The following is a 26,860-nucleotide window of genomic DNA, read 5'->3' as shown; positions in this document are numbered from 1 at the left end:
GCCCTCGCGCGGGCTAAAAGAAAATTACCGAAAGCTGCATAGTCGCTATACAATTTCGTATGACTATCGTTGAACCAAACTGGGATCTGTACCGGTCCTTCCTGTCGGTGCTGAAGGAAGGTTCGCTATCCGGCGCAGCGCGGGCGCTGGGCCTGACGCAACCGACCGTCGGCCGCCATATCGACGCGCTGGAGCAAGCGCTTGGCTTATCCCTGTTCACCCGTTCGCAGGCTGGCTTCATCGCCACCGATGCCGCCCACGCACTGCAACCGTACGCCGAAACGCTGTCCTCTGCTTCGTCTGCCCTGCTGCGCGCCGCCTCCGGCATAGGCCGTGGCGTCGACGCGCAAATCAAAGGAACGGTGCGGGTGACGGCCAGCGAAGTAGTCAGTGTGGAAGTGCTGCCGCCTTTACTGGCGCAGCTGCGCGATAGCCATCCCGGCATCGCGATAGAACTCGCGGTCTCCAACCGCATCGAAAACCTGCTGCGACGCGACGCCGACATCGCCGTCCGCATGCAGCGCCCGGAGCAGGACGTGCTGGTGGCGCGCCGCGTCGGGCATATCGATCTGGGATTCCATGCGCACCGGCGCTACCTGGAGCGCCACGGCATACCGCAAAATATGGAAGAAATGACGCAACACACGGTCATCGGTATCGATACGGAAAACGCCTTTACGCGCAAGCTGCAACCGCTACTAGGTGGCCTGGCAAGCAGCCATTTCGCGCTGCGCAGCGATAGTGACCTGGTTCACCTGGCATCGATCCGCGCGGGACTCGGCATCGGTATCTGCCAAGTGCGGCTGGCAGCGCGCGACCCCAATCTAGTCCGGGTAGTGCCCGAACAATTCAACATTAGCATGGAGACCTGGCTGGCCATGCATGAAAACCTGCGGAGCAATCCGGCCTGCGCGGCTGTCTACACTGCCTTGGCGGCCGGGCTGGAAGACTACATCAACGGGCACTAACCAGGCGACGCTGCTTGCGCAGCTCATCTTCCATGGTCAGGCTTTGACGCGCAGCCTGCAGGGTAGCGACATCGGTACCGACGGTCTTGCGCGCTTGCGCGCGTGGCAAATCTGCCCAGCGGCTGCGCGGCGCCGGCGCTGATGCCACCGAAGTGGTCATCGCTGCCGGCACGCGCTCGATATTATCGTCTTCCGCGCGGCTGCCTTGCGGGCAATCGACATCGGTCAACAGCACATGGCCTTCCGCGTCAACACAGCGGTTGACGGCGGCGCCGGCCACACCAGTCATTGCGACCAACGCCGCGCACAGGATGAATTTCATGATTGATGCCCCTTTGATAAGAGCCTTCATCATCCGCCCCGCCGCTTCGCCAGTCTGTACGTCCTCGCACATCCCGTCCCCGATGCGGCATTGTCGCTCTATGTCGGGTACAATACTGCCTTCTTTCCGTATCACGACAGCGTGTTGCTGCTGCGCGGCGCCGTCCTCTTGCCTATGAAATCTCTCCTTATTCTTTCTGCGCTTGCGCTGGCCCACGGCTATGCCGCCGCAGACTCGATGGACCCGGTCAATGCCCACGGCTGGAATACTTCCGCTGAACTGGGCGCCATCTCCACCTCTGGTAACACGGTCGGTACTTCGGTCACCGGCAAGATCGATGCCAAGCAGGAGCTGCACAACTGGAGCAATGAATACATCCTGTCCGGTTACTTCAAGGATGAACAGGTCACGAACGACGAAGGCCAGCAAGTGCGCGAGCGCTCGGCGCAGCGCTACGCGGCATCAGCCAAGGCGGCTTACAAGCTGCTGCACGACGAGCATGGCAAGCTGTATGCGCTGGCGACCCACGTCGACGACAAATTCGGCGCCTACACCCGCTACTCGACCATCGGCGTCGGTTACGGTACCCAGATCTACCAATCGGACACGCACACGCTGGACGTGGAAGTCGGTCCCGGCTACTTCCGCGGCGTGCGCTCGCCAACCGAAACCGAAAACGGCCCGACCGTGCGCGGTGCGGCGCTACTGAAATGGAAGCTGAGCGACAGCGCGCAATTCAGCCAGAACGTCATCGTCGAACGCGGCACCGACAATATCCACTCGATGGCGGAAACCGCGCTGCGCACCAAAATCAACAGCACCATGCAGATGAAGGCCGCGTTCAATATCCGCAGCGATACCAACGTCCCGGCTGACAAGAAAAACACCGACACGCAAACCTCGGTGACACTGGTTTATTCTTTCTAACTTCTATTTCCAAGCTATGAACACTCCACGCACCCTCGGCACGCCCCTGTCCCCTACCGCCACCAAAGTCATGCTGCTTGGCTCCGGTGAACTCGGCAAGGAAGTCATCATCGCGCTGCAGCGCCTGGGCGTCGAAGTGATTGCCGTCGACCGCTATCCAAACGCACCTGGTCACCAGGTGGCGCACCGAGCCCACGTCATCAACATGACCGACGGCGATGCGCTGGCGGCGCTTATCGAGGAAGAGAAGCCTGACCTGGTGGTGCCGGAAATCGAAGCCATCGCCACCGACAAACTGGCGGAGCTGGAACAAGCCGGCAAGATCACCTGCATTCCAACCGCGCGCGCAGCGCAGCTGACCATGAACCGCGAAGGCATCCGCCGCCTGGCCGCCGAAACGCTGGGCATCGCCACCTCGCCATACCGCTTCGCCAGCAGCCTGGAAGAACTGGCCGCAGGCGCCGAAGCCGTCGGATTCCCATGCGTGATCAAGCCGGTGATGTCGTCGTCGGGCAAAGGCCAGTCGAAGATCGACAGCGCCGCCGAAGTCAAAGCCGCGTGGGATTACGCCGCCGCCGGCAGCCGCGTGGACTCGGGCCGCGTGATCGTTGAAGGCTTCATCGACTTCGATTACGAAATCACCCTGCTGACCGTGCGTTCGCTGGGCGAAGACGGCCAGGTCATCACGCAATACTGCGAGCCAATCGGCCACGTACAAGTGCAAGGCGACTACGTGGAATCGTGGCAGCCATGCCGCATGGACCCGGTGGCGCTGGTGCGCGCACGCGACATCGCCGGCAAGGTCACGGCGGACCTGGGTGGCCTGGGCCTGTTTGGCGTGGAGCTGTTCGTCAAGGACGATATGGTGTGGTTCTCGGAAGTCAGCCCGCGTCCGCACGATACCGGCATGGTGACCATGGCAACGCAAGTGCAAAGCGAATTCGAACTGCACGCCAAGGCGATTCTCGGCCTGCCAGTCAACGTCGCGCTGAAGGCGCCGGGTGCTTCGGCTGTCATCTACGGCCAGCACGAAGCCGCAGGCATCGCCTTTGAAGGCGTAGCCGACGCGCTGCGCGTGCCGAACACCGACATCCGTCTGTTCGGTAAGCCGGAGTCATTTGCCCGCCGCCGCATGGGCGTGGCGCTGGCGACCGCCGACGATGTCGACACTGCGCGCGTCAACGCCAAGCTGGCGGCTTCCAAAGTCAAGCCGGTGCTGGCCAAGTGAGTCACATCCCCCGGAACAGATCAACGTAGTTGCGGCTGACGACCAGCTGTTCCGGGCGGCCTTTCAGCTGCACCATCAAGCGACCGCGGAAGTCCTGCCGCGTGCCGGCCACATGGCGCGCGGCGACAATCACACTGCGGTGGATCTGCCAGAACTGCTGATCATCGAGCTGTTCGCGCAGCTTGCTGATCGGCGTGCGTATCAGGCTTTCGCCATCCGCCACAAACACGCTTGTGTATTTATCGTTACTCTGGAAGTAGATCACGTCGTCGATCGGGATCAAGCGCGTTTCCTCGCCGTGCGTGGCGCGTATCCATTGCAGCGGTGCGGCGACCGGCGCTGGCGCGGCTGACGCCACCGGCACGCCGCCAGCCGCCAGCTGCGCGAGCAACGCTTGCAACGCCGCCGCCGGCACCGCGCCTTCGGCCGAAGCAGGCTTCAGGCGGACCTTCAATTTGGCGACCGTCTTTTCCAGCCGCTCGATGTTGGCTGGCTTCAGCAGATAATCCACCGCCGAGTGCTCAAACGCTTCTACCGCATACTGGTCGTAAGCCGTGACGAACACAATGTGCGGCGGCTTGGGACTGTCCACCAGTTTGGCGGCGACCTCCAGACCTGTCAGCCCCGGCATGCGGATATCGAGGAACACCACCTCCGGCGACTCCTCGTCGATCATGCGCAGCGTCTCGATACCGTTGGCGGCGCGCGCCACGACCCGCAGTTCCGGCCAAACGGTTTTCAGCTGGCTTTCCAGGTATTCGCGCAGATGGGCTTCGTCATCTGCGATCAGGGCACGGATGGTATCGATGTCGGACTCACATTCAAAGGCAGCAGGAGGCGCACCGTCATGCCGCAGGGTTGATTTTCCAATAATTCTACCTTAGCGGCGCCGCCATACAAACTGCCCAGGCGTTCGCGCAGATTACTCAGGCCGACGCCACCGCCCGGCTTGCGCGGCGCCGATTCGTTCAAGCCCGCGCCGGTGTCGCTGATGCGGATGCTGACCTGCTCACCTTCGACTCGCGCGCTGACCACGATCTCGCCGCCTTCCACCTTCGGCTCAAGGCCGTGGGCAATGGCGTTTTCCACCACCGGTTGCAGCAGCATCGGCGCAATACGGAACTGGCGCAACTCGTCCGGCACGTCGATGCGGTAACGCAGGCGGTCGCCCATGCGCACCACCAGCACGTCCAGATAGGCGGCGATCAGTGCCGCTTCGGACGCCAGCGTCGCCTCGTCGCTGCGGCTGGCGGCCAGGCTGGCGCGCAGGTAATCGATGAAGCGCTCCAGCATGTGCTGCGCCTGCGCCGGACGCGGTCCGATCAGGCTCACCACATTGGCCAGCGTGTTATACAAAAAATGCGGCTCGATCTGCGCCTGCAACGCGCGCAACCGCGCCTCCGCCAGCATGCGCGCGCTGGCCGCCACAAATTCCTGCTGGCGCACCGCTTCCATGGCGCGCGCGCTGCGACGCTCGGCGGCGCTACGCACCATGTACATCAGCAGCGCCACAAATGCGCCGATCACCAGGCATTGCAAGACCACCGCGCGGTTGCCAAGCAGGTGCAGCGGATTGCTGCCGTTCCAGATCATATTCCCAATCAGGACGCCAAGCAGCACACTGAATGCCATCAAGGCCATGTTGAACAGGACACGCGGCACACGTGGCGCACGACGTGGCCAGCCGTCCAGCAGGCGGTTGGCCATCAGCGCGACGCCATGGAAGATCGCGCCGACCAGATTGGACATCAGCAGCATGGACCACAGCCGCTCGTACAAGGTGGCGTCGTCGTTGGTCAGCAGACGCACAAACGCGGTCAGCACCACGCCGAGCAAGGTACTCCAGATCACCGTGTACAGCCAGTCGCGCACTAGCGACGGCTGCCAGCGGCGGAAAAACGGGATCAGCTCCAGCGGGTGCTCGCGCACCAGGCTACGGTCTTGTTGCGTCATCTCTGCTTTCATTTAATTCATGCCGCCAGAAAGTTACCATGAAAGCAAACCGGCGCGCGATAGGGCAAGCGTGCCAGCGCCACCGGACCGGCCTTGATGTTGTGCGCATCAAACACCGTCAGCACGCTTTGCGCGCGGCGCGTGTCCTGCGCCACGCCGACCACATACCCGTCAGTCTCCGAACGTGCGCCACGGCGCGGTACCAATACGTGCTCTTCGACTTGCCAGCCGGGACCAAAGGCATAGCCATCCACTTTGCCGCTGTCGGTGTCGATGACATTGACGCTGTCGAGTATCAGTTCGCGGCCGCTGGCGCCCAGCACCAGCAGCTTGCGGTGACGCCCCGACACCACCTGTGGCATCACGCGCGGGAATTCGCTGACGCCGAACATCCGCGCCTCGCGCGCCTGGCCGCTGGCATAGTCCAGCGTGATCTGCACCGTGCTGGAAGGATTGTCGCCGACCATGCGCATCTGGCCGCGCATCGGCAGGCCGACCTTGCGCAGGGCGTCTCCTTCGTGCAGCACCACGTCCAGCCGCGTGCAGGCGCCGTCCTCATAGGCGTTCCCGAAGTGGAACACCGAGCGTGCCGGCAGCTCGAACACCTGGCGCAGCGCCAGCGTGTCCTTTGAGATGACGATGGCGCGCAGCGGCAGCTTGTCGCCGGCCCAGTGCATGCTGTCGCCCAAGCTGACTTCCGGGCCGGAGCGCATGTCGTATGGCGCCACCAGGAAAATCAGGTGACGGCCGCTGACCACGAAGTCGTGCACCATGTTCAGCTGCGGCACCGGGATCATGGCGGTGCGGGTTATTTCACCCGCCGCGTTCATACGGTAAATCGCCAACTGATTGGCGCCCGGCGCATTACCGAAGTTCCACAGGCCGCCGTCCGGGTCGATCTTCGGATGCGCCGAAAACGGCATGGCTTTCAGGTCCGGGCGCCAGGTCTTGATGCCGCGCGTGGCCAGTGTTTGCGGATCGACTTCGGTGGCCGAGCCGCCTTCCCACAGCGCGTACACGCGGCCATTGAACGGCAGCAGATTGGTGTTGGCGACGTTGACGCTGTCGTTGTTCTTGACTGCCTTGCGGCCGACGTAAGTGCCGAAGGCCGGATACAGGAATTGCCCTGCCTTGCTCTCATCCTGGAATTTTTGCGTGGCGACGAAGCGGCCGATGTGACTGACCTTGCCGTCGCCGATCTGCCAGCGCTGGGCGAAACCGTCGCCGTCAAACCAGTGGTGATAACGTTCGCCGCCCAGTTCAAAACGTCCCGGCCCGTTACGGTAAAAGACACCGTTCAGGTCTGCCGGCAGGCGGCCCAGCACCGTGGCGTCGCCGGCGACGTCGCCGGTATGGTCGGCGTAGGCCATCAGCCGCGCGTTGCCGTCCAGCGCGTGGTGGAAGGATTCGTAGGTCAGGCTGTCGGCCAGTGCGGACGAGGAAGCCAGGCCCAGTGCGGCGAAGCTGAGGAATTGGCGGCGGTTGGTCATGTCGGCTCTCCGATCAGCGCAGGTTGACAGCGGTGAGGGCGCCATCGGCCGGCAGCACGATGCGGGCTTCCTCGAAGCGTGGCGCGCCGCGCTTGCCGAAGGCGTTGTTGCTGAAGGCGTAGTCCTCGGTCGGCATGCCGACCATGTTGCGGTCCATTTTGCCGTTGGCGTTGGCGTCGTGGTAGACGGCGAAGGCGTAGTCGCCAACCAGCAGGTCGGCCACTTTCACTTCCACCGTGCCGTTGTGGGCCGGCGCCTGCACCGCGCGCAGCGGCTTGGCAAGGAAGGTGTCGGCCGAGTTGTAGACGGCGATCATGACATTGCCTTCGGCGCTGGCAACGCCGTCAACATGGATGGTCAGGTCGGCGGCATGGGCGGAGAAGCAAACAGCAAGCAGCGAGGCAAGGATCAATTTGGACATTTCAGGCTCCCGGTTGGATCAAGTGGTTGAGGTGTGATGCCACTTTATCCAAGCACCGGGGCGGTCGTGCGGCCATGTGACGAAATGCGGTCAGCGGGCGCGAATTGCATCCCAATGGCGCGAAATGGTGTCCAGCATCTGCTCCACATCCAACGGTTTGGCGATGAAATCGTCCATGCCGGCATCGATGCACTGGTCCTGCTCCGATTGCATCACGCCGGCCGTCATCGCCAGAACCGGCAGTTTCAGGCCCAGCGTGTGGCGGATGTGGCGCGTGGCCTCGAAGCCGTCCATCACCGCCATCTGCACGTCCATCAGCACGATGTCGTAGTCTTCGGCGCGGTCGCGCAGGCGGTCGACAGCCAGCTGGCCGTTTTCCGCCACCTCCACACTGGCGCCGGCGTGTTCCAGCATGCCGCGCGCCACCAGCTGATTCAGCGGATGATCTTCTACCAGCAGCAGCCGCAGTCCTTGCAGCCGGGGGGCGAGCGCTGGCTCGGGTTCCGGCGGCGCGTCCTGCAAGGCCGGCGTCTCCGACATCAACCAGCCCTGCGCGGCGGCGGTCTGCAAGGCCGGATGCTCGACCGGGACGTCTTCGTCGGCCACGCCAAACGGCAGCGTCACTACAAACTCGCTGCCGGCGCCCGGCGTGCTGCGCACCGAGATATCGCCGCCCATCAGCTCCGTCAAACGGCGGCAGATCGCCAGTCCCAGGCCGGTGCCGCCGAAGCGCCGCGTGGTCGAGGCGTCGGCCTGATTAAAGGCAGAGAACAGGCGGCTCTGCTGTTCCAGGTCCATGCCGATGCCGGAGTCGCGCACCGTGAAACGCAGCCGCAAGCCCTGCTCCGCCGCGGCCGGCTCCAGCATCACCCGCACCGAAACGCCGCCGCGCTCCGTGAACTTGACTGCATTGCCCACCAGGTTGAGGAGAATTTGCTGCAGGCGCATGGCGTCGCCCACCAGCACTGCCGGCACTTCGTCGTCGGCGTCGATGGCAAGGCTGATGCCGCGCGCATTGGCCGGCAGCGACATCACGTTGGATAATGAGTCCAGCACTTCCCTCAGCAGGAATGGCTGCGGCGCCAGCTCCATGCGTCCGGCCTCGATCTTGGAAAAATCCAGCACGTCGTTCAGGACACCCAGCAGCATCTGGCCGGACGACCGTATCATGCCCACGTATTCCTTCTGCGCCTGGGTCAGCGGCGTGTTCTCCAGCAGGTAGGCCACGCCCAGTACCGCGTTCATCGGCGTGCGGATCTCGTGACTCATATTGGCGACAAACTCGCTCTTTGCGCGGCTGGCGGCTTCGGCGCGCTGCTCGCTGTTCTTGCGGTCGGTGATATTCATCGCGGTCAGGTAGAAGCCGGCCACGCGGCCGTCCGGCGCGACGTCCGGCACCAGATCGACCAGAAAGTGGTCAACGCCACTAGGGCCCTGGAAGTCGCGTTCGTAATGCAAGCGACGCCCGGCCAGCGCCGACTTCAAATCCTCCAGCCATGGTCCGGCCGCCGGACCGAATACCTCACTGACGGTTTTGCCCAACATATCCTGCGGCTCCAGGCCCCACTGCGCGCGGTAATGGGCGTTGGCGAAGCGGTAGCGCAGGTCGCGGTCGAGGTAAGCGATCAGTAATGGCAGTGTGTCGGCCAGCACGCGCGCGCGCCGTTCGCTTTCCTGACTGCGTTGCCGGGCCGCGTCGCGCGCCGCCTTCTGGCGCACGTTCATCACCAGCGACAACAGGCCGACCAGCACGGCAAACAGCACCGACACAGCAACGATCAGGGTATCGTTGGAAGACAAGGACAAGGTTCACCCGCTATCGACAAAGATGACAAAATATAACCCGCGATGGGTGCATCTGCCAAACCATTATGACAATATTTACGCTATAGTGGCTCATCGTTGACAACCACAGAATCCGCCATGCGCGTGCTTGTGCTGCTCACGCTGTGCTACGCCTTGATCGCCCGCGCCAGCCTGCTGCTGGCGTTCGCGCATACCAATGCGACGCCAGTCTGGCCGCCGTCCGGCATCGCCTTCGCGGCGCTGCTGCTGATCGGTTATCGCGCCTGGCCGGCGATCTTCCTGGGAGCCTTGGCCGCCAACCTCGCCACCTTCCACGCCAACGGCCTGCCGCTCAACAGCGGCGTGCTGCTGGCCTCCGCGCTGATCGCCAGCGGCAATACGCTGGAAGCTTTGTCCGGCGTGTGGCTGGTCAAACGCTATTTCGACATTAAACAGCCGATCGGCCAACAACAGAACGTCTACAAATTTGCATTGGTGGCGATGGCCATGAGCGCGGTCAGCGCCGGCATCGGCAGCAGCACGCTGGTCTATAGCGGACTGGCGCCGGCTGCCGCCCATGGCGCCATCGCGCTGACCTGGTGGGTCGGCGACATGGCCGGCGTGCTGCTGGTCGGCCCGGCCATCATCATCTGGTGCGTGCGGCGGCTGCCGCGCTGGAACTGGCGCGGCGCACTGGAAATCGCCCTGTCGCTGCTGGTGCTGGCGGCGCTGTCGTATGCGGTGTTCGGCCGCCGCTACTCTTACGACGACGGCTTGGGATGGCTGCCGTATCTGTTTGTGCTGGCCATCGCCTGGTCTTCACATCGTCACGGCCTGCGCGGCGCCAGTACCATCTGCATCGTCACCGCCGGCTGCGCAGTGACAGGCACCATTCACGGCTACGGGCCATTCGCGGTTGGCACGCTGAATGACGCACTGATTGCGCTGGTCAGTTTCATCATGCTGTGCAGCCTGATCGCCATGGTGCTGTGCGCCGACGCCAGTGAACGGCAGCGCGCCGGCAACGATGCGGTCAGCTACAACGCCGCGCAATGGGGCACGTTGCTGATCGGCGTCGGCCTGACGGTGGCGGTGTGGCACCTGCTGTCGGCCAGTACCGAGCGGCGCGCGCAGGAGCAATTCGAATCCGAATGCGCCGATATCGCCAAGCGCATCGCGCGCCGCATGACGCTGTACGAATCCGGCCTGCGTGGCGCCCAGGCGCTATTCAAGGCGCAGCAGGAACCCACGCGCGACCAGTGGCGCGACTTCGCCGAAGGCATGGACCTGCCGCATAACTTCCCCGGCGTGATGGGCCTGGGCTACGGCATGTACCTGCGCGCCGACCAGCGCGGCCCCACCGAGAAGGACATCCGCAACCAGGGCTATGAGGACTTCCACATCTGGAGCAATAACCAGGGTCCCGATACCGGCAGCTCGGTGGTGGTGATGTACCTGGAGCCGTTCGCCGGCCGCAACCTGCGCGCCTTCGGCTACGACATGCTGTCCGAGCCAACCCGCCGCGCGGCCTTGCTGCAGGCGGCGCGCAGCGGTTCGCCGGCGCTGACGGCCAAGGTGGTGCTGGTGCAGGATCACGACAACACTGGCCTGCCCGGCTTTCTGATGTACTTCCCGATTTATCGCCGGGATACGCTACTCGGTCCGCGCAGCACGCCGGCGCAGCGCATGGCGGCGCTACAGGGTTTTGCCTATAGCCCGATCCGCGCGGACGAATTGATGCGCGATCTGCTCGGTCCCGCCGATCACACGGTGCGGGTGGAAATCTTTGACGGCAACGGCGCCAATCCGGCATCGCTGCTGTACTCCAGCGAGCGCGCACCGGCCGATCCACAGCAATATCCGAATCCATATCTGCGCACCATGTCGCTGGACCTGCTGCATCACCAATGGACGCTGCGCTTCGCGTCCCAGCCGGCGTTTGAAGACGCCATCGACCGTCAGAAGTCGCACATCGTGCTGCTGGCCGGCGTGATTATCAGCCTGCTGTTCTTCGGCGTGGTGCGCGCGCTGACCGCACGCCAGGCCTACGCCACCGCGCTGGCGCGGCAGATGACTGGCGCATTGCGGCAGTCGGAAAGTTCGCTGATCGCCGCGCGCGATCTGGCGGAAGCGGCCAGCCGCGCCAAGAGCGAATTCGTCGCCAACATGAGCCATGAAATCCGCACGCCATTGAATGCAGTGCTGGGCATGGCGCATTTGCTGGGCAATACCTCGCTGTCGGGCGAGCAGCGCAAGTACGTGGACATGATACGGTCGTCAGGTCACTCGCTGCTCAGCATCCTGAACGACGTGCTGGATTTTTCCAAGATCGAAGCGGGCCGCATGGAGCTGGCGCCGGCGCCGTTCCACCTGTCCGCCATGCTGGAGGCGGTGGCCACCATCATGACCGTCAACGCCGGCGAGAAGGATCTGGAACTGGCGATTGGCGTGGAGCCGGGCGTGCCGCAATCGCTGGTGGGTGACGGCCACCGGCTGCAGCAGGTGCTGGTCAACCTGGTCGGCAACGCCATCAAGTTCACCGAAAAGGGATCGGTGTCGGTGCTGGTGGAACTGGCGCAGGCGCCGGCCACGCTGCGCTTCACGGTGCGCGACAGCGGCATCGGCATTCCAGCCGACCGCCTGACGCAGTTGTTCGCCCCCTTCTCGCAGGCCGATGCGTCGATGACGCGCCGCTTCGGCGGCACCGGCCTGGGACTGGCGATATCGCGCCGCCTGGCCGCGCTGATGAACGGCGACATCGACGTCCGCAGCACCGCGGGCGTGGGCAGCGAATTTATTCTGACCGTGCCGCTGCAGGCGGGCGTTGAGCCGGCCCCGGAACGTCTCGGCGCCGTGCAGCACCTGCTGGTGGTCGACGACGACAGCACCAGCGCCGACTATCTGTGCCGCACGATACGCGCGCGCGGCTGGAGCTGCGATAGCGCCAGCACCGGCGAGCAAGCGTTGGCCCTCCTGCACAGTGGCGGCTCGCGCTACGACGGTGTACTGGTGGACTGGAACATGCCCGGCATGTGCGGCCTGGCCACCATGCAGGCGATCCGCGCCGACGACACCATCGCCAGGACGCCGGTGATCCTGATGATCAGCGCTTTCGGCCAGGGCAAGCTGCTGCACACCGACGGCGCGCAAATGGCGGACGCGGTGCTGCTCAAGCCCGTCACCGGTGCGCGGCTGGCGGAGACGCTGCAACAGGCGCAGGCCAGCGCGCGCGACGCCGTGCCGGCGGCCGACGCCGACATCATCGGCCAGCGGCTGGACGGCGTACGCATCCTGCTGGTGGAGGACAATCCAATTAATCAACTAGTGGCCAGCACCATGCTGACGCACGCCGGCGCCACCATCGACACCGCCGACAACGGCCGTCTCGCCGTTGAACGCCTGCGCACCGAGGCGCACCGCTACGACCTGGTGCTGATGGACGTGCAGATGCCGGAGATGGACGGCTTTGAAGCGACCGGCAAGATCCGGACAGAACTCGGCCTGCACCTGCCGGTGCTGGCGATGACGGCCGGCGTGATGGAATCCGAGCGTGAAGAATGCATCGCCTGCGGCATGAACGACTTCATCGCCAAGCCGATTGACGTTGAAGACATGCTGCGCGTGATTGCCCGCAACCTGCCCGCCACGCAAAAAACCGCGTCCGGACTGGCCTAGCCCTCGATCACCAGCGGGGAACGCAGCCGCTTGCGCGAGCTGCGCGCGTGCGGCACCCAGGCGTGGGTTTGCCAGCGGCGCCACATGATCAGGCCCCGTATCCATTCATCCGCGGCGTAGGCGATCCAGACACCCGGCAAGCCCCAGCCCAGCACCACGCCCAGCAGCCAGCTGCCGCCGGCCAGCACAAACAGCATCGAGAACGCACCGGCCATCACCGGAAAGCGCGCGTCGCCGGCCGCGCGCAGCGCGTTGATCACCACCAGGTTGAAGGTGCGGCCCGGTTCCAGCAGCACCGTGATCCACAGCAGCGTGGCGCCGGCGGCGAGAATCTCGTGGTCCTGCGTGAACCAGCCGAGCAGCCAGCGGCCCAGCAGCGCGGCGCAGGCCGCGATCAGCACGCACACCACCAGCCCGCGTGCCAGCGCGCGACGCACCACGCGGTGCGCTTCACGCAGCCGGCCGGCGCCGATCAGGTAGCCGACCACGATTTCCACCGCCAGTCCGGTGGCGATGCTGAACATCATGACGCCGCCCATCAGCTGCAACACATAGGCCTGCGTGGCCAAAGCCTTGGTGCCCAGTTCCGCCGCAGTCGCCACGCTGACCATGAAGGCCAGCCGCCAGGCGATGTTTTCCGCCGCGCCGGGCAAGCCGATATGCAGTACCGCCGACAGTTCGGGACGCGGCAAGCGCCACCAATCGTCGCGCGCCACGGTAATGGCGAGGTGGGTGCGCCACATCATCAGATGCAGCGCCAGACCGACCATGCGGCTGACGGCCAGGGCCAGCGCGTAGCCCGGCAGGCCAAGCGCTGGCAGCGGTCCCCAGCCATACATCAATGGCAACGCCAGCAGCAGATGACTGACGTGCATGATAATCAGCACCACCAGCGTGTCGCGCGTGCGCAGGTGCGCGCGCATCACGCCGGCCATCGAGGCGTTCCACGCGTCGAACAGCATGGCCGGGCCCAGCGCGATCAGGAATGGTGCGGCAATCGGGAAGACTTCAGCGGGCGTGTTCAGCAGATGCAGCAGGCCGTGCGACCCGAGCATGGCGATCAGACCGGTGACCGCGCCCAGCCAGGTACTGGCGCCGACCACGGCGCGGGCCACCTTGTCAGCCGCCGCGCGCTGGCCGCCGCCGAGATTCTGCGTGACCACCACGCTGACGCCGGCGCCGATGATACGGAACAAAATAAACAGGGCAGCCGATACCTGGCTGGCGATGGCAAACGCGCCGCCGGCCTCGTCCGAAATGCGCGAGGCCAGCGCGGTGCCGATGATGCTGGAAGCAATCGCCAAGCCCAGCTCGACCAGCAACGGCCACGCAAGGTTGAACATGGGCGGCGTACTGATCGGCGTTCTGACGGAGGGCATGGAATGAGAAAGTAAAAGTGTTGCCACTTTATACCATGTGGAAGCGCTTTCATCACTCCAATTTAAAAAATCTATTGCCTTGCGTGGCGGCTTATTTCTGGAAGAAGAACACGATACCCAGCACGGCCAGGATGTACGGCCAGATTTTCACGGGAATAAAGAACAGGTCGTTCTTGGGATGGACGATAATCTCTTCGCCGGTGGCCTTGTCGATGTACGCGCGCGGCGATTGCCGGGACTGGATCAGGCGATGCAGGCCGTAGACGATGGCGGCGGCCAGCAGCATGCCCGCCAGCTCGGAGCTTGGCCGATAGGCCGCCGGCAGCGGCGCACCCCAGATCTGTTCGGCGCCCACCCTGCACAGCGCGTAACCCAGCACAGTGAACACCAACACCAGAATGCCATATCCGCGCCAAACTATCATTCAGCCCTCGCAAGTGAGTTTGATTTTACGAGGAAACTATACAACCTTTATAGACATGCAATACTCACCTATTGTCACTGTTACTCAATAATAAAGGCCAGTTTCCCGTCATCCTCGCAGCGCTTTGCGCTCTGCTCCGCTTGCTCAAACGCCGAACATAGACGGTTTCCTTGCGGGTCTTCCAGCCTTGGGTGGATGCGTAATAGATGCGCACCCGGACGCCAGTTTTGCTTCGGCGTGAACTGCCACTCCCGCTCGCCCGCCGTCAGCATCGCGACGCCAGCCACGCGCCGGCCATCCGGCCCCTGCACGGCAATCGCCTCGACAGCATCGCCATCCAGTGCGGCCGGAGCGATGACGCGCAAGGTCTGCCGGCCGCTCCGCCGCACAGTTTGCACCGTCCATTGTTGGGGATCGATGCGCTCGCGCAGCGGTGGCGTTACCTGCCAGTGCTGCGCGAAGGGGCGACCAAGCTGCGGATCATCGATACGCAGCGTCACCGACTGGCCGCTGCGCAGCGCCGGCCCCAGCGCAACATTCGGCCCGACTCCGGTTTTGATGCGGCCGGGATGCAGCAGCAGCGTCACGTTCCTGCCGCTGCGGTCAAGCAGCGGCAGGTCAAGAAAGGCGTCAGGGATCGGCGTGCCGGCGCTGTCCAGCAGCGTCACGTGGGACATATCCAGCGCTCCCGCCATCGGCCGGTCAAGATGCAGCTCGATGCGCAGCAGATTTTCCGCCACCTCCGGGCCGGACGGCGTCACGCTGGCGCCGGACGCGGTCCCGGCCGCCAAGGTGACCACCAGCAAAGCCGCGTTAGCGCGCCAGTTCGCCATAGCCTTCGAGAGTGCGCGCATATTTATGGAAGTCGCGGAATTTATCGCCGTCAGGATAGCGGTAGTCGGGGAAATCATATTCGTTGACGAAGTCGCTCAGGCGCAGGTAGCCGCCTTTCGGAATCGACACCAGTTGCATCTCGCCGCCGGCGTCGGAGCGGCGCAGTGCCAGCAGCAGTTGCGGATTCAGGTTATCGATCCGCATCACTGCCGACATCGGCGTCATGGTCGCCTTCACGCCCAGATAAGGCTTGCCCGGCCATTCGATTGGCGTGTTCAGGCCCGGCGCTGCAACGGCGCTGGTCAGATCGGTGGCGCTCAGCAGGTCGGCCGAACGGCTGGAATTGACCAGCAGAGCATATTCCGCATCGCCGACCTTGAAGCTCACCAGACCGTTAGGCGCACTGCCCCACCCCAATTCGCCCACCGTGCGGGCGGCGATGTGCGCGCCGTCCTTCAAATCCTTGAGCGGAATGGTGACCAGCGGCGTGCAGGTATAGGCCGCCACCAGCGTCGGCTCGCCGCCGATGGTCATCACGGTCATGCTGCGGATCGGCGCGCGGGTTTCGACCTGGTTGTGCACCGGATGGTACATTTCGATGGTGGTGGCGCTGGCCTTGCCGTTGAATGGATAGTCGTACACACGCAAGGTGGACGCGAAGCTGCGGTCCGACAGACCGGCGACGTACAGCTTGTTATCGTAATAGCGCATGTCGGTCACGGTGAGTGTCTGTTCCGGCAGGTCGCGCCAGAACGTGACATCGCCCTTCGGCGCATCGCTGATCGCTGCCGAGCCCGACGCCTTGCTCAGGTCCAGCCGTTTGACTTTGCCCGATGCGTCGATGCTGACGATGGCGGGCTTGCTCTGGCCCTTGGCGCCGCGCACGGTGAGTGCCACGTAGGCCAGTTCACTGCCGGGCTGGACGGCAAGATCTTCAAAGCGCAAGGCCGTCGGCGCTACGCCCAGCGCTTTGGCGATTGGCGCCTGCACATCCAGCAGGTTGAACGGTTTGCCCGCCGGGCTGGCGGCGGCTTGCAACGGCAATGCAAAAATACGCGCGCCTTTCCAGTCGGCGACAAATAAGGTACCGGCATCGCCGAAGCTGAGCTTGCTGGCCGACTGGATCGCCGGCGCTGGCGCCGCATAGGCGAGCTTTACTGCAAGGAGTAGAGGCAGCAACAACTTGAAGCGGGTGTTCATCACGTCTTCCTTCATTTGATGGTAAAAGATCAGTATAGGCAGGGGGTGGCGCGCCAGTCGCTCCGCCTTTGGTAAGTGTGGATGTGCGCCCGATCGTGTGTATGACCTGTCTCGCCGGGTGGCTATTATCAGGAGTCAATCAACCAAGGAGAGTCGAGATGAACTTACAACTCAATGGCAAGCTGGCATTGGTGAGTGGCAGTACCGCAGGCATTGGTTACGCAATCGCATCCACGCTGGCCCTGGAAGGCGCCAGCGTGATCGTCAACGGCAGGACGCAGGAAGGCGTGGACGAGGCGGTCGAACGTATCCGTGCAGAAACCCATGGCACCGTGCATGGTTATGCGGGCGACTTGAGCAAGGCCGACGCGGCGCAGGAAGTCATCCGGCGCTATCCGGGCATCAGCATTCTGGTCAACAACCTGGGGATTTTCGAGCCCAAGGCGTTTGAAGATATTCCCGACGAAGACTGGCTGCGCTTCTTCGACGTCAACGTGCTGAGCGGCGTGCGGCTGGCGCGGCTGGTGCTGCCGGAGATGAAACAGGCTAACTGGGGCCGCATCATCTTCATCTCCAGTGAAAGCGCGGTGCAGATCCCGACTGAGATGATCCACTACGGCATGACCAAGACGGCGCAGCTGGCGGTGTCGCGCGGGCTGGCGGAATCGGTCGCCGGCACCGGCATCACGGTCAACAGCGTGCTCCCGGGCCCGACCAAATCACGCGGCGTGGGCGATTTCGTCGAAGACATGGCACGCGCGGCCGACAAGAGTTTCGAGCAAGTTGAGGCAGAGTTTTTCGTCCATGTACGCCCGACCTCGCTGATCAAACGCTTTGGCACGCCGCAGGAAGTAGCGTCGATGGTGGCTTACATCGCCAGCCCGCTGGCATCGGCCACCACCGGCGCCGCGCTGCGGGTCGACGGCGGCGTCATCAAGAGCGCGTTCTAATCCCTGGCGGTCGCTGCATCGCGATGACCGCCTGGCCCCTCGCCAGATAGAATTCCAGACGTTGAGCGAGAAAATCCGGCAGCTCGACGTTGTCCGTCACGGTGAATCCGGCTGCGCCGTAAAATGGCAGCAGGTGTGCGTACGGCAGGCAGTATGAGGCGTGCTGGTCGAGATATGGCCGGCACGCGGCCAGCAATTGGGCGCCGATGCCTTGTCGCTGGTAGACGCTGCGGATTTGCATGCCGCGCAGGACAGTCACACCCTGCTCGGGACACAGACGCACCACGCCCACCAGTTGCGCCTCGTCTTTGGCGACGAGGATAGTGTCGGCTGGGTCGATGGCCGCGCCATAGCCTGCTTCGGCGTACAGGGCGGTGATATCCGCAAGGTCGGATGGACTTGCGATGGCGATGTTCATTTGCAGCGTGCGTACATGAAGCAGGCGCGCGGCTCCTCGCTCAGGTTGGGGACGACGGTGTGCCGCTCCAGCCGCCCTTCCAGCAGGAAGCCGGACTTTTCCAGCGTGCGCGCGGAGGCGGTGTTTTCCACGTCGCAGGTGGCCTGGATGCGGAAATACTCGGGCAGCGACAACGCCAACTGAGTGAAAGCATCGATGGCTTCCGGCATCAGTCCCTCGCCCCAGGATTTGCGTTGCAGCACGTAGCCGATGTCGATCGTCCGCTGCTGCAAGCGCGCGTCCAGCATGCCGATCGGCACATCGTCATTGTCATGCAGGACCAGCAGATAGGCACGGCTGCGGTTCTCCGCCCAGGCCTTCATGCAGTACGCGATAAAGCCCTCGGTCTCAGCCAGCTGCGTTTGCGGCCGCCATGTCATGAAGCGCGCCACATCCAGGTCTTGCGTATAAGCCGCAAACAGGTGCGCAGCATCGGACGCACGCGGTGCGCGCAGCGTCAGTCGCGACGTGCGGATTTCGTCAGGCAGGGATAGGGTCATGCAATCTAAGGCGTGCAAATAAAGATGTTGGGACTTTTGACAGTTCGGGTGTCCGCCGCAGACAGGTTGCCTTTCACCCCAGGGAACAGGCTGGCGATTGGCGCCTTTGCCTGATCCAGATTCTGGCGCAATGTTACCGCACGGTTCTTCTCGTAGACGAATTCCCCCACGTAGACATGCTTGCCCGCCGCCGCCTCGAACGCGACATTGCCGCCGGAAAGAAGATTCGCGTTAAAAGGGCTGTAAACATACTGACCTGGAGGAACGTCAAACGCAAAATACTGGACATCACGCCTAGCGCTGTCAACCGTGGCCAGGGTTTTGGTGTGGATCAGGCAATTGCCGGTAATCTTGCCGGTCTGGGCGTCATACTCATCCAGCGAAATGGAGAACTGAGGATAGCCCCACAGCCCTTCGACCTTGACGCCATAGACGATTACTGCGCGATCATTGCCAATCACGTCGCCAGGCGATACCTGCTTCACATAATTAATCCCGCAGCCACTGAGCAGCACGAGAATGAACAAGGCGAGATAGCGTCGCATATTTACTGGGTGGAAGCGGTAGCCGAGGCCGGCGAGATCAGCGGGTCTTTGCGCGTCGGCTGCAACACCATAGTGCCGCGACGGTCGCCGGTGGTCGCCCGGTGCGCCAGTTGCGTGACCTGGTACTGCTCCTCGCGCGAGTTGTAGATGATGTGCTCACCAAACACGTCGTCGGTAACCGCGCCGTCAGTAGTGCGGCGCACCTTGGCGTGGTCCATCAAATCCACCAGCTCGGCCTTTTCGTCATAAACGACTTCCAGCGCCTCGCCCTCCATCCATACGTTCTGGCCGCCGTCGCGTCGCTGGCGGAAGAACACTGGCGCTTCGCCCGGCCTGGTGCTGAGCACGATGTGCTGGTAGCCTTGCGCATCTTCCGTTAGCACGCCGTGCTCGGCACGAATCAGCAGCGTGCCACGCTGGATTTCGATGTTGCCAGTTAGCGTCGTAACCTTGCGCGACAACTCACCAGACGCATCGCGCGCGCGGACCACCGTTTTTTGGAAGCTGTCGGCACGCTCCGCGTGAGCGGCGGAAAGGCCGAACAGCAAAGAGCAGAGAAGCAGGCTAGTGTTTTTCATACAATCAACTATACAACATTTGCAGATCCGCAATAGTCAAATTTTGTAACTGTGGCTCATGCGGCACGGCGCAGATGGTTATCGTCAGGCGCCGGCAATGTCAGACGCTGCGGCAAAGGCTGGACGACGGCCTGCTGCGCGTCCAGCTTGAACGAGCCAACCAGCTCGGCCAGTTCGCGCGCCTGCGTCTGCATCGCCTCGGCGGCGGCTGCGGCCTCCTCCACCAGCGCGGCATTCTGCTGGGTCACGTCGTCCATATCGCTGATCGCTGTGTTGACCTGCAAGATGCCGTGCTCCTGTTCGGCGCTGGCGGCGCTGATGTCGCCGATAATCGCCGTCACCTTGTGCACGCTGGCGACGATATCGGTCATCGTGGCGCCGGCCGTCTCGGCCAGGGCGCTGCCCGTGGCCACGCGTTCGGCGGAATCCTGGATCAGTTGCTTGATCTCCTTGGCCGCTTTGGCCGAACGATGGGCCAGGCTGCGCACCTCGCTCGCCACCACGGCAAAACCGCGTCCCTGTTCACCGGCGCGGGCCGCTTCCACCGCCGCATTCAGGGCCAGGATGTTGGTCTGGAAGGCGATGCTGTCAATTACGCTGGTGATGTCGCTGATCTTGTGCGCGTACTCGTTGATGCTAGCCATGGTGCGCACCACTTCCGACACCACCGCCCCGCCCTTGCCCGCCACCTCTGATGCCGACAACGCCAGTTGATTGGCCTGGCGCGCATTGCTGCTGTTCTGCTTGACCGCCGACGTCAATTCCTCCATCGCCGACGCCGTCTCCTCCAGCGCGCCGGCCTGATGCTCGGTGCGGCGCGACAGATCCAGATTGCCGTTGGCGATTTCGCGCGAGGCCGAATCGATCGCTACCGCGCCGTCGCGCACGCGGCCGACGGTATCGGCCAAGCGGCCGGTCATGTGACTGAGCGCATCGAACAGCTTGCCGATCTCGTCGCTGCGGTCATGCGTCAGCGCGCCGCGCAATTCCCCACCAGCCACTTGCTCGGCCAGCGACACCGCCTGCGTCAGCGGCCGCACGATGCTGCGCGTCAGCAGCCAGGCCAGCACCGCGCCCAGCGCCAGCGTCGCCAGACCGAAGCCGGTCAGCAAGGCGCGGCTGCTCTGATATTGAGAAGCCGACTGCTCCGCCAGCGCCTTGGCCTGCCCGGCCTGATACGCCAGCAATTGCTCCAGCGCGCCGGCGTAAGCCTTGAACACGGCCGGCCACTGGTTATCCAGCAGATCGCCGACTTCCTGGGTGCGGCCACTGTCCTTGAATTTAAACAGTTCGCCGCGCAGTGTCATGAAAGCCGCCTTTTTGCTTGCCACCGCGCCCAGCAGCTTGGCCTCCTCGCCGCCGGCCGGCATGGCCGCCAGTTGCCGTTCCATCTCGGCCGCACGCTTGTCGCCGGCGGTCAGCTGGGCCTGAAAGATGTCGGCCACCTCCAGGCTATCGCTGCGGGCAATCGACATCGCCCGCAGTCCGTTCAACTCGGTCACGCCCAGCAGTTCGGACGTCAACTGCTGCCGTGCCAGCTTTTCATGCACCAGGTTGGAGGCAGTATCGTTGGCCGTTTGCAGCCGCCACAGCGATAACACGGACATGCACGCCATCACCAGCAACAACACGGCAAATGATGCCACCACACGCATGCCGGTATTCAATTGGGGAAATTTCATAGCTACTCTTGAGGGAAAATGCGCCTTCTGCGCGGATTCTCACCAATATACACACCCAATGTTACGCCAATATTACCTTACAGCAATATTTGCAACAGAGTTTTCTTTTAGTCAATATGTAATGAGCATGTAACAATTGCCCGTTAGCATGGAAGACTCAGTGTTGATAAAGGGTTCCCGGCCGTGGAGTTCAATGCCTCTCGTTTGCACCTGCCCCGCTTCCGTCTCTCCGTTGCCGCCGACCTGTGCGTAGAGACGATTTCGGTCCTGTCCGACACGACCAATTTCGCCGTCCTGGAGCTGTTCACCGAACGCCGCGACCTGATGAGCCTGCCCGTCATCGAGAGCGGCCGCCCAATCGGCCTGATCAGCCGCAACATCTTCATGTCGCAGATGTCCAAGCCCTTTTACCACGAGCTGTACGGCAAGAAGAGCTGCATCGCCTTCATGGACAAGGAACCGCTGATCGTCGATGCCAATATGACCATCGAAGCGCTGACCTTCCGTGCCGTCGAATCGGGCGAAAAAGCGCTGGCCGACGGCTTCATCGTCACCCGTGACGGCGCGCTGGCCGGCGTCGGCTTCGGCTTGCAGCTGATGAACGTGGTGGCCAATATGCAGGCCGAGAAAAACCGCCAGATCATGCACAGCATCGACTACGCCAGCGTAATCCAGCGCTCGCTGCTGCGTCCATCCAACCTGGCGCTGTCCGATGCGCTGGACGACGCTCACCTCGAATGGCAGCCGCGCGATGTGGTCGGCGGCGATTTCTACCACTTCGCCAAATACGAAGACGGCTGGTTCGCCGCCATCGCCGACTGCACCGGCCACGGTGTGCCTGGCGCCTTCATGACGCTGATTTCGTCGTCGACCTTGACGCAGGCCTTGCAGCAACTGGGCCCGCGCGATCCGGCCAAGCTGATTGCCGAAGTCAATCGCGGCGTGAAAGGAATGCTGGGCCAGGTCGAGGGCCACGGCCACACCGAATCCAACGACGGCATGGACGCAGCCTTTCTATGGTTCGACAACGCCACCCGCCAGTTGCGCTTCGCCGGCGCCAAGCTGTCGCTGTTCCAGCTCGATCCGGACCAGCAATCGGTGCAGACCGTCGACGGCGAACGCATGGGCGTTGGCTACACCGATTCGCCGCTGGACTACAGCTGGACCAACAAGATCATCACCATCCCGGAAGGCAGCCTGCTGTTCCTGACCACCGATGGCCTGATCGACCAGATTGGCGGCGCCAAGGACATCGCCTACGGCAAGCGCCGCATGCGCGACGTGCTGCTGGCCCAGCGCACCGAATGCGCGCGCCATGTGGCGCAGGCGATGCTGGACGATTACCAGGCGTGGCAAGGCGAACAGCCGCGCCGCGACGACCTGACCTTTTTCTGCTTACGTCCTTAACTTACGCCTCTAAGAGGAGCATCACTTGTTGTACAAAGAATTCAGCGATTTTTATGAAGTGGCCCGCAAGCGCCACATCATCTTCTTCTACGTGGGCTACTTCTCGCAGCACGTGGTGGCGGCCATTTCGGAGACCATCAAGGCGCGGCTGGATACGGCCGGCGCGGCAGGACCGACGCGCCGCCGCATCTTCTCGTCGTTTGTCGAAATGTCGCAGAACATCATGCACTACTCGTCCGACACGCTGACGCCGGGCGACGCCACCGAGAACCAGATGCGGCGTGGCTCGTTCTGCATCGGCATGAAGGACGACAGCTTCTTCCTGCTGTGCGCCAATCCGGTCGACAGCGCCAACGCGGAGAACATCCGCAGCCGCCTGGAACCGCTGCATTCCATGAGCATGGAAGAGATCAAGCTCGCTTACAAAAAGGCGCTGCGCGACGAAACGCCGACCGACAGCAAAGGCGCAGGCCTGGGCTTCCTGACCATGGCGCGCGACGCCAGCGAACCGCTGGAATTCGAATTCGTGCAGGATGAGCACAATCCGGACACCACGGTCTTCTGCATCAAAGCGATTATCTGAACATACTGAGAACTATAAAATGGAACCACTCTTCATCGCCGCTTCGCCCACTTCGCCGGAAGTCGATTTCCGCTTCGACCAGCACACGCTGTCGATCAAGGGCGAATCCTATCCAGAAAACGCCGCCGCCTTCTACGGTCCTGTGATCGCGCGCGTAAAAGCTTACCTCGACCAGTGCAGCGACGCCGAGATCACCGTGCACGTATCGCTGGCCTACTTCAACAGCTCCAGCACCAAGATGCTGTTCAGTTTCTTCGAGGCGCTGAACGAAGCCGCCATGGCCGGCAACCAGGTGCGCCTGAACTGGTATCACGACGAAGACGACGACACCATCCTCGAATTCGGCCAGGAACTGCAAGACGATTTCGGCGCGCTGGACTTCCACGATCACGCAGTGAGCAACTGATGAAACCCACGGCCGACGCCGACCTGTTTGCGCTGGAAAGCGCCGCGCTGGCCAACGCCAAGGCGGCACACGCCGACTCCAGCGCCGACCCACGCGCGGCATTGGCCGAAATGATCGTCCACTACGAGCGCCTGATGCGCGAGAGCCGCCGCCTGATCCGCCGCAGCGACCGCGCAGAACTGGACATGAACCAGATGAACCGCCAGCTGCACGAACTGGCGCAGCAGCTGGAATACCGCGCCACCCACGACCCGCTGAGCGGCGCGCTGAATCGCGCCGCCGTCATCGAGCAGGCGTCGGATTGCCTGGAGCATGGCGACATGGCGCTGATCGTGCTGGATATCGATCACTTCAAGTGGATCAACGACGACTTCGGCCACCCGGCCGGTGACACCGTCATCAAGACCGTGGTGGACTGCCTGAAGGCGCTGTTCGGTCCCGGCATCGCCATCGGCCGCGTCGGCGGCGAAGAATTTTCGGTGGTGTGGCCCACCTCCTCGCCCGAGGAAGCCAAGGAAGTGGGAATGCGCATCTGCGACGCCATCGCCGACCAGGTCTTCGGCGCACCGATCAACCGCCAAGTGACGGCCAGCGTAGGCGTCAGCTGGAACAGCATGGACACCAGCTTCGAGCTGGCCTACAGCCGCGCCGACGAGGCGCTGTACGCAGCCAAGCGCGCCGGCCGCAACTGCGTCAAGCTGTACTCGCAACTGCCGCTGCCGGTCACTCAGCCACCAACGTCCGAAGACGCTTCAACTCCTTGCCATTAGCCTTGCAGACGACGCGGAAGCCAGCGCTGATGCGTTCATCCGCGCCGGCCGCGCGCCAGAAGACAATGGCGGCATCGGCCGCCGCCAGCCAGTCGTCGCGCTCCGCCGGCAGTGGCAACGACGGCGCATACTCGCGCTGCGGCAGTTCCACGCCGCGCGCCGGCGCATACAGCATCGGCAGCATGTCGTAGGCTGGCGCCAATGCCAGCGGCGGCTGGCCGCTTTCCCCCTGCACGAAAGCCAGGTTCCCCTCGTGCATATCGCTGTTGGCGATCAGCCGGCCGAAGTGATACAGGCGGTTGATAGCCGCATGCGTGTCGGCGCTGATGTAACGTTCGGCCAGCAGGCGGGCAGCGGCGCGACTCCAGTTTTCGCCGGCCATGCCGAACAAGGCGGCGTCCAGCGCGGCCCAGGTGCAGACTGCCGAGCGGCCGAATTCTCCATGGCGGTCGAAGCGCTCCACTTCCAGAAAAGTACGATGGGCGGCGCGGTGGATGCGGCTGCGCGCGACCTGCAGCCGCAGTTCTGCTGCGATGGTGTCCAGCGCCAGGTGTTCGCACACCAGCAGGTCGGCCCAGCGCTGCGCGCCCGGCGTCTGGTCGTTGCCGGAAAATTTGACGATGACGTGGGCGCTTTCGCCGCCATGCTCGCGGAAGGCGGTAAATTTCGGAAATTCGCCGCCGGCCGAGGAACCGGCGTCGCCGGCCTGCATCGCCGCTGCGGCCAGTTCGGGATAGGCGCGTTCGGCCAGCAGCGCATGCCCTTGCTGCATGCTCTCCAGGTGACGCCGGTACGCGGCCTCGCCGATGATGTAGTTGCCGGCCGTGTCGTGGCCCAACTGCGCCAGCATGTAGAGGATGTCGTCTTCCGGCCATTTCTGCGGATCGGGACCGACTTGCAGCAGGCTGGCGTAGTTACGGGCGAAGTTGCGGCCTAAAAAACCCTGCGGCCGCATGTCGTCTAGCGGATATGGCAGGCCGGGGAACCAGCCGTCGCGCATTTCCGGCGCCAGCGGCCATTCAAGCGTTTGTTCGTAGCGCAGCGCGCAGCCGGCCGGGTAGATCGGATCGAGCATGGCGATCTGCTCCCCGCGTCCTTTGCGGTCGATGCGGTAGATGGGAATCGATTCGGTACTGCCGCGCAGCGGACGGCGCGCGGCGTAACTGGTGCGGCGGGCGGCGCCGCGCACCACGATCTGGTCGCCCAGTTCACGCACCATGCGCATCATGGTGGCGCGGCTGAGCGTGGGGCGGCTTTTCTGCAGGCGCAGCAGCAGATCGGCGCCGGACAGCACGCGCGCAAGTCGGAGAATGTGCAGTATATCGGTCATGTGAAACGTTTTATGAAACGATTCTAATGCATCAAATATAGCATATTCAATGACTTACGCGTATTTTTACCGGGATGGTGAAACGATTATTTGACCGGTGTGAGCAAAGGCTTGCCGTCAAAATGCGCGCGCAGGTTGTCGACCACCAGTTGGCCCATGGCGTGGCGGGTTTCCACCGTCAGGCTGCCGATGTGCGGCGTCAGCACCACGTTGTCGAGTTCACGCAGCGCGGCCGGCACGTTTGGCTCGTCGGCGAAGACGTCCAGCGCAGCCATGCCCAGCGTACCGTCGGCCAGCGCGGCGATCAACGCATCTTCATCCACCAGCGAACCGCGCGCGATGTTGACCAGCGTGCCTTGCTGGCCAAGCGCCGCTAGCACCGCCGCATTGATCGTGAGATGCGTGGCCGCGCCGCCCGGGGCAGCCACCACCAGATAATCGCTGCTCTCGGCCAGTGCCAGCAGCGACTCGGCGCGTGGCACCGGCGTGCCGTCGATGGCGCGCGGCTGGAAGTATTGCAGCGTCATGCCGAAGGCCTGCGCGCGCTCGCCGATGGCCTGGCCGATGCGGCCAAAACCATAAATGCCGCAAACCTTGCCGCGCAAGGTGCGCGTCGGCTTGATTGGTTTGCCGGCTTCCCACGAACCGTCGCGCACGAAAGTATCCAGTGCCGGCAGGCGGCGCGCGGCGGCCAGCAGCAGCGTCAGCGCCAGGTCGGCCACATCGTCGGTCAGCACGCCCGGGGTGTTGGTGACGGCGACACCGCGCGCACGCGTGGCTGCCAGGTCCACCGCATCGGTGCCGATGCCGTTGACGGCGACGATTTCTACTTTTGGCAACTGCGCCAGCAAATCGGCCTTGATGCCGATTGCACCGGTGGTCAATACGCCACGCACTTGCGGCGCCACGCCGGCCAGCCATTCGGCTTGCTGTTCGCGCGGCTGCTGCCACAGATGGTGGCAATGAAAATGCTGCGCCAACTGCGCCATCACATCGGCCGACGGACTGGCTGCCAGGACTAATACATCTGGTTTCATATCGATACC

26 protein-coding genes are annotated in these 26,860 nt (G+C 63.5%); 9 read left to right on the top strand and 17 right to left on the bottom strand.

Annotated features, from left to right (window positions below):
* The first annotated feature begins 59 nt into the window (after window positions 1-59).
* On the top strand, window positions 60-968 hold the full coding sequence (locus HH213_RS25665; RefSeq protein WP_110847893.1) for a LysR family transcriptional regulator: 909 nt from the start codon (window positions 60-62) through the stop codon (window positions 966-968).
* Here HH213_RS25665 and HH213_RS25660 read toward each other — a convergent pair.
* Window positions 955-1,290 (bottom strand): DUF4124 domain-containing protein, encoded by a 336-nt coding sequence (locus tag HH213_RS25660; protein WP_229263162.1) that lies wholly within the window; start codon window positions 1,288-1,290, stop codon window positions 955-957. The genes HH213_RS25665 and HH213_RS25660 overlap by 14 nt on opposite strands.
* 174 nt (window positions 1,291-1,464) lie before the next feature.
* On the opposite strand from HH213_RS25660, the gene HH213_RS25655 reads away from it, so the two are divergent.
* Together HH213_RS25655 and purT are read left to right on the top strand one after the other, a co-directional pair.
* On the top strand, window positions 1,465-2,217 hold the full coding sequence (locus tag HH213_RS25655; protein WP_110848093.1) for a DUF481 domain-containing protein: 753 nt from the start codon (window positions 1,465-1,467) through the stop codon (window positions 2,215-2,217).
* A 16-nt stretch (window positions 2,218-2,233) separates the two neighbouring features.
* Entirely contained in the window at window positions 2,234-3,445 is a 1,212-nt protein-coding gene (gene purT / locus HH213_RS25650) for a formate-dependent phosphoribosylglycinamide formyltransferase (RefSeq protein WP_110847892.1), read from the top strand.
* 1 nt (window position 3,446) lies between these two features.
* Here purT and HH213_RS25645 read toward each other — a convergent pair whose 3' ends face one another.
* The 5 genes from HH213_RS25645 to HH213_RS25625 form a co-directional block, all read right to left on the bottom strand.
* The gene (locus HH213_RS25645) at window positions 3,447-4,211 is read right to left on the bottom strand and encodes a LytR/AlgR family response regulator transcription factor (protein ID WP_229263491.1); all 765 of its coding nucleotides are present in this window, start codon (window positions 4,209-4,211) and stop codon (window positions 3,447-3,449) included.
* Between the two features lie 20 nt (window positions 4,212-4,231).
* The gene (locus HH213_RS25640) at window positions 4,232-5,398 is read right to left on the bottom strand and encodes a sensor histidine kinase (RefSeq protein WP_229263161.1); all 1,167 of its coding nucleotides are present in this window, start codon (window positions 5,396-5,398) and stop codon (window positions 4,232-4,234) included.
* 17 nt (window positions 5,399-5,415) lie between these two features.
* Window positions 5,416-6,888: a carotenoid oxygenase family protein gene (locus HH213_RS25635; protein WP_169114129.1), complete on the bottom strand. Its 1,473-nt coding sequence runs from the start codon at window positions 6,886-6,888 to the stop codon at window positions 5,416-5,418.
* A gap of 13 nt (window positions 6,889-6,901) precedes the next feature.
* Window positions 6,902-7,309: a DUF2141 domain-containing protein gene (locus tag HH213_RS25630; protein WP_169114128.1), complete on the bottom strand. Its 408-nt coding sequence runs from the start codon at window positions 7,307-7,309 to the stop codon at window positions 6,902-6,904.
* Window positions 7,310-7,399: 90 nt separating this feature from the next.
* The gene (locus HH213_RS25625) at window positions 7,400-9,115 is read right to left on the bottom strand and encodes an ATP-binding protein (RefSeq protein ID WP_229263160.1); all 1,716 of its coding nucleotides are present in this window, start codon (window positions 9,113-9,115) and stop codon (window positions 7,400-7,402) included.
* Window positions 9,116-9,232: 117 nt separating this feature from the next.
* Between HH213_RS25625 and HH213_RS25620 the strand changes: the two genes are divergently transcribed.
* On the top strand, window positions 9,233-12,769 hold the full coding sequence (locus tag HH213_RS25620; RefSeq protein ID WP_169114127.1) for a CHASE domain-containing protein: 3,537 nt from the start codon (window positions 9,233-9,235) through the stop codon (window positions 12,767-12,769).
* Here the strand turns inward: HH213_RS25620 and HH213_RS25615 are convergent.
* The 4 genes from HH213_RS25615 to HH213_RS25600 all read right to left on the bottom strand — a co-directional run bounded on the left by HH213_RS25615 (window position 12,766) and on the right by HH213_RS25600 (window position 16,606).
* A complete protein-coding gene (locus HH213_RS25615) occupies window positions 12,766-14,112 on the bottom strand; it encodes an MATE family efflux transporter (RefSeq protein WP_229263159.1) in 1,347 nt (448 codons plus the stop codon). The genes HH213_RS25620 and HH213_RS25615 overlap by 4 nt on opposite strands.
* Before the next feature lie 127 nt (window positions 14,113-14,239).
* Window positions 14,240-14,572, bottom strand: coding sequence for a hypothetical protein (locus HH213_RS25610; protein ID WP_110847886.1), 333 nt, complete (start codon window positions 14,570-14,572; stop codon window positions 14,240-14,242).
* Window positions 14,573-14,652: 80 nt separating this feature from the next.
* Window positions 14,653-15,405: a hypothetical protein gene (locus tag HH213_RS25605; protein ID WP_169114126.1), complete on the bottom strand. Its 753-nt coding sequence runs from the start codon at window positions 15,403-15,405 to the stop codon at window positions 14,653-14,655.
* Window positions 15,386-16,606 carry a hypothetical protein gene (locus HH213_RS25600; protein ID WP_229263158.1) on the bottom strand — a complete coding sequence of 407 codons (1,221 nt, stop codon included), beginning with the start codon at window positions 16,604-16,606 and terminating at the stop codon, window positions 15,386-15,388. The genes HH213_RS25605 and HH213_RS25600 overlap by 20 nt, the downstream gene beginning before the upstream one ends.
* Before the next feature lie 158 nt (window positions 16,607-16,764).
* On the opposite strand from HH213_RS25600, the gene HH213_RS25595 reads away from it, so the two are divergent.
* The gene (locus HH213_RS25595) at window positions 16,765-17,556 is read left to right on the top strand and encodes an SDR family NAD(P)-dependent oxidoreductase (protein WP_169114125.1); all 792 of its coding nucleotides are present in this window, start codon (window positions 16,765-16,767) and stop codon (window positions 17,554-17,556) included.
* Here HH213_RS25595 and HH213_RS25590 read toward each other — a convergent pair.
* The 5 genes from HH213_RS25590 to HH213_RS25570 are packed head-to-tail and all read right to left on the bottom strand — an operon-like array spanning window position 17,540 to window position 21,318.
* Window positions 17,540-17,974 (bottom strand): GNAT family N-acetyltransferase, encoded by a 435-nt coding sequence (locus HH213_RS25590; protein WP_169114124.1) that lies wholly within the window; start codon window positions 17,972-17,974, stop codon window positions 17,540-17,542. The two genes, HH213_RS25595 and HH213_RS25590, sit on opposite strands and share 17 nt — an antisense overlap.
* Window positions 17,971-18,513 (bottom strand): GNAT family N-acetyltransferase, encoded by a 543-nt coding sequence (locus HH213_RS25585; RefSeq protein ID WP_169114123.1) that lies wholly within the window; start codon window positions 18,511-18,513, stop codon window positions 17,971-17,973. Before HH213_RS25585 ends, HH213_RS25590 begins: the two co-directional genes overlap by 4 nt.
* 5 nt (window positions 18,514-18,518) lie before the next feature.
* Window positions 18,519-19,058 (bottom strand): hypothetical protein, encoded by a 540-nt coding sequence (locus tag HH213_RS25580; RefSeq protein ID WP_110847881.1) that lies wholly within the window; start codon window positions 19,056-19,058, stop codon window positions 18,519-18,521.
* Window positions 19,059-19,060: 2 nt separating this feature from the next.
* Window positions 19,061-19,636 carry a lipopolysaccharide transport periplasmic protein LptA gene (gene lptA / locus HH213_RS25575; RefSeq protein WP_169114122.1) on the bottom strand — a complete coding sequence of 192 codons (576 nt, stop codon included), beginning with the start codon at window positions 19,634-19,636 and terminating at the stop codon, window positions 19,061-19,063.
* 56 nt (window positions 19,637-19,692) lie between these two features.
* On the bottom strand, window positions 19,693-21,318 hold the full coding sequence (locus HH213_RS25570) for a methyl-accepting chemotaxis protein (RefSeq protein ID WP_169114121.1): 1,626 nt from the start codon (window positions 21,316-21,318) through the stop codon (window positions 19,693-19,695).
* 204 nt (window positions 21,319-21,522) lie between these two features.
* Between HH213_RS25570 and HH213_RS25565 the strand changes: the two genes are divergently transcribed.
* Genes HH213_RS25565 through HH213_RS25550 form a run of 4 tightly spaced genes read left to right on the top strand, consistent with a single transcriptional unit; the run spans window position 21,523 to window position 24,484 of the window.
* Complete coding sequence (locus HH213_RS25565; RefSeq protein WP_229263157.1) at window positions 21,523-22,725, top strand: SpoIIE family protein phosphatase; 1,203 nt, start codon at window positions 21,523-21,525, stop codon at window positions 22,723-22,725.
* Between the two features lie 25 nt (window positions 22,726-22,750).
* On the top strand, window positions 22,751-23,308 hold the full coding sequence (locus HH213_RS25560) for a SiaB family protein kinase (protein ID WP_110847877.1): 558 nt from the start codon (window positions 22,751-22,753) through the stop codon (window positions 23,306-23,308).
* Between the two features lie 19 nt (window positions 23,309-23,327).
* Window positions 23,328-23,714, top strand: coding sequence for a DUF1987 domain-containing protein (locus tag HH213_RS25555; RefSeq protein ID WP_110847876.1), 387 nt, complete (start codon window positions 23,328-23,330; stop codon window positions 23,712-23,714).
* Window positions 23,714-24,484: a GGDEF domain-containing protein gene (locus HH213_RS25550; RefSeq protein ID WP_169114119.1), complete on the top strand. Its 771-nt coding sequence runs from the start codon at window positions 23,714-23,716 to the stop codon at window positions 24,482-24,484. Before HH213_RS25555 ends, HH213_RS25550 begins: the two co-directional genes overlap by 1 nt.
* Here HH213_RS25550 and yjjJ read toward each other — a convergent pair.
* Entirely contained in the window at window positions 24,438-25,814 is a 1,377-nt protein-coding gene (yjjJ, locus tag HH213_RS25545) for a type II toxin-antitoxin system HipA family toxin YjjJ (RefSeq protein WP_169114118.1), read from the bottom strand. The two genes, HH213_RS25550 and yjjJ, sit on opposite strands and share 47 nt — an antisense overlap.
* A gap of 86 nt (window positions 25,815-25,900) precedes the next feature.
* The gene (locus HH213_RS25540; RefSeq protein WP_169114117.1) at window positions 25,901-26,851 is read right to left on the bottom strand and encodes a 2-hydroxyacid dehydrogenase; all 951 of its coding nucleotides are present in this window, start codon (window positions 26,849-26,851) and stop codon (window positions 25,901-25,903) included.
* Window positions 26,852-26,860 lie beyond the last annotated feature (9 nt).

This window comes from Duganella dendranthematis, assembly GCF_012849375.1.
GTDB lineage: Bacteria > Pseudomonadota > Gammaproteobacteria > Burkholderiales > Burkholderiaceae_D > Rugamonas > Rugamonas dendranthematis.
The sequence above is the reverse complement of the archived record's forward strand: the minus strand, read 5'-3'. Positions and strand labels throughout refer to the sequence as shown.

Bases quoted from the DNA above. Each gene is read 5' to 3' on its own strand.
- HH213_RS25665 (WP_110847893.1), top strand. From the start codon at position 60: ATGACTATCGTTGAACCAAACTGGGATCTGTACCGGTCCTTCCTGTCG.
- HH213_RS25615 (WP_229263159.1), bottom strand. From the start codon at position 14,112: ATGTTCAACCTTGCGTGGCCGTTGCTGGTCGAGCTGGGCTTGGCGATT.
- HH213_RS25605 (WP_169114126.1), bottom strand. From the start codon at position 15,405: ATGGCGAACTGGCGCGCTAACGCGGCTTTGCTGGTGGTCACCTTGGCG.
- HH213_RS25595 (WP_169114125.1), top strand. From the start codon at position 16,765: ATGAACTTACAACTCAATGGCAAGCTGGCATTGGTGAGTGGCAGTACC.
- lptA (WP_169114122.1), bottom strand. From the start codon at position 19,636: ATGAAAAACACTAGCCTGCTTCTCTGCTCTTTGCTGTTCGGCCTTTCC.
- HH213_RS25570 (WP_169114121.1), bottom strand. From the start codon at position 21,318: ATGAAATTTCCCCAATTGAATACCGGCATGCGTGTGGTGGCATCATTT.
- HH213_RS25580 (WP_110847881.1), bottom strand. From the start codon at position 19,058: ATGCGACGCTATCTCGCCTTGTTCATTCTCGTGCTGCTCAGTGGCTGC.
- yjjJ (WP_169114118.1), bottom strand. From the start codon at position 25,814: ATGACCGATATACTGCACATTCTCCGACTTGCGCGCGTGCTGTCCGGC.
- HH213_RS25655 (WP_110848093.1), top strand. From the start codon at position 1,465: ATGAAATCTCTCCTTATTCTTTCTGCGCTTGCGCTGGCCCACGGCTAT.
- HH213_RS25600 (WP_229263158.1), bottom strand. From the start codon at position 16,606: ATGAACACCCGCTTCAAGTTGTTGCTGCCTCTACTCCTTGCAGTAAAG.
- HH213_RS25585 (WP_169114123.1), bottom strand. From the start codon at position 18,513: ATGACCCTATCCCTGCCTGACGAAATCCGCACGTCGCGACTGACGCTG.
- HH213_RS25590 (WP_169114124.1), bottom strand. From the start codon at position 17,974: ATGAACATCGCCATCGCAAGTCCATCCGACCTTGCGGATATCACCGCC.
- HH213_RS25550 (WP_169114119.1), top strand. From the start codon at position 23,714: ATGAAACCCACGGCCGACGCCGACCTGTTTGCGCTGGAAAGCGCCGCG.
- HH213_RS25540 (WP_169114117.1), bottom strand. From the start codon at position 26,851: ATGAAACCAGATGTATTAGTCCTGGCAGCCAGTCCGTCGGCCGATGTG.
- purT (WP_110847892.1), top strand. From the start codon at position 2,234: ATGAACACTCCACGCACCCTCGGCACGCCCCTGTCCCCTACCGCCACC.
- HH213_RS25660 (WP_229263162.1), bottom strand. From the start codon at position 1,290: ATGAAATTCATCCTGTGCGCGGCGTTGGTCGCAATGACTGGTGTGGCC.
- HH213_RS25640 (WP_229263161.1), bottom strand. From the start codon at position 5,398: ATGACGCAACAAGACCGTAGCCTGGTGCGCGAGCACCCGCTGGAGCTG.
- HH213_RS25610 (WP_110847886.1), bottom strand. From the start codon at position 14,572: ATGATAGTTTGGCGCGGATATGGCATTCTGGTGTTGGTGTTCACTGTG.
- HH213_RS25555 (WP_110847876.1), top strand. From the start codon at position 23,328: ATGGAACCACTCTTCATCGCCGCTTCGCCCACTTCGCCGGAAGTCGAT.
- HH213_RS25630 (WP_169114128.1), bottom strand. From the start codon at position 7,309: ATGTCCAAATTGATCCTTGCCTCGCTGCTTGCTGTTTGCTTCTCCGCC.
- HH213_RS25635 (WP_169114129.1), bottom strand. From the start codon at position 6,888: ATGACCAACCGCCGCCAATTCCTCAGCTTCGCCGCACTGGGCCTGGCT.
- HH213_RS25620 (WP_169114127.1), top strand. From the start codon at position 9,233: ATGCGCGTGCTTGTGCTGCTCACGCTGTGCTACGCCTTGATCGCCCGC.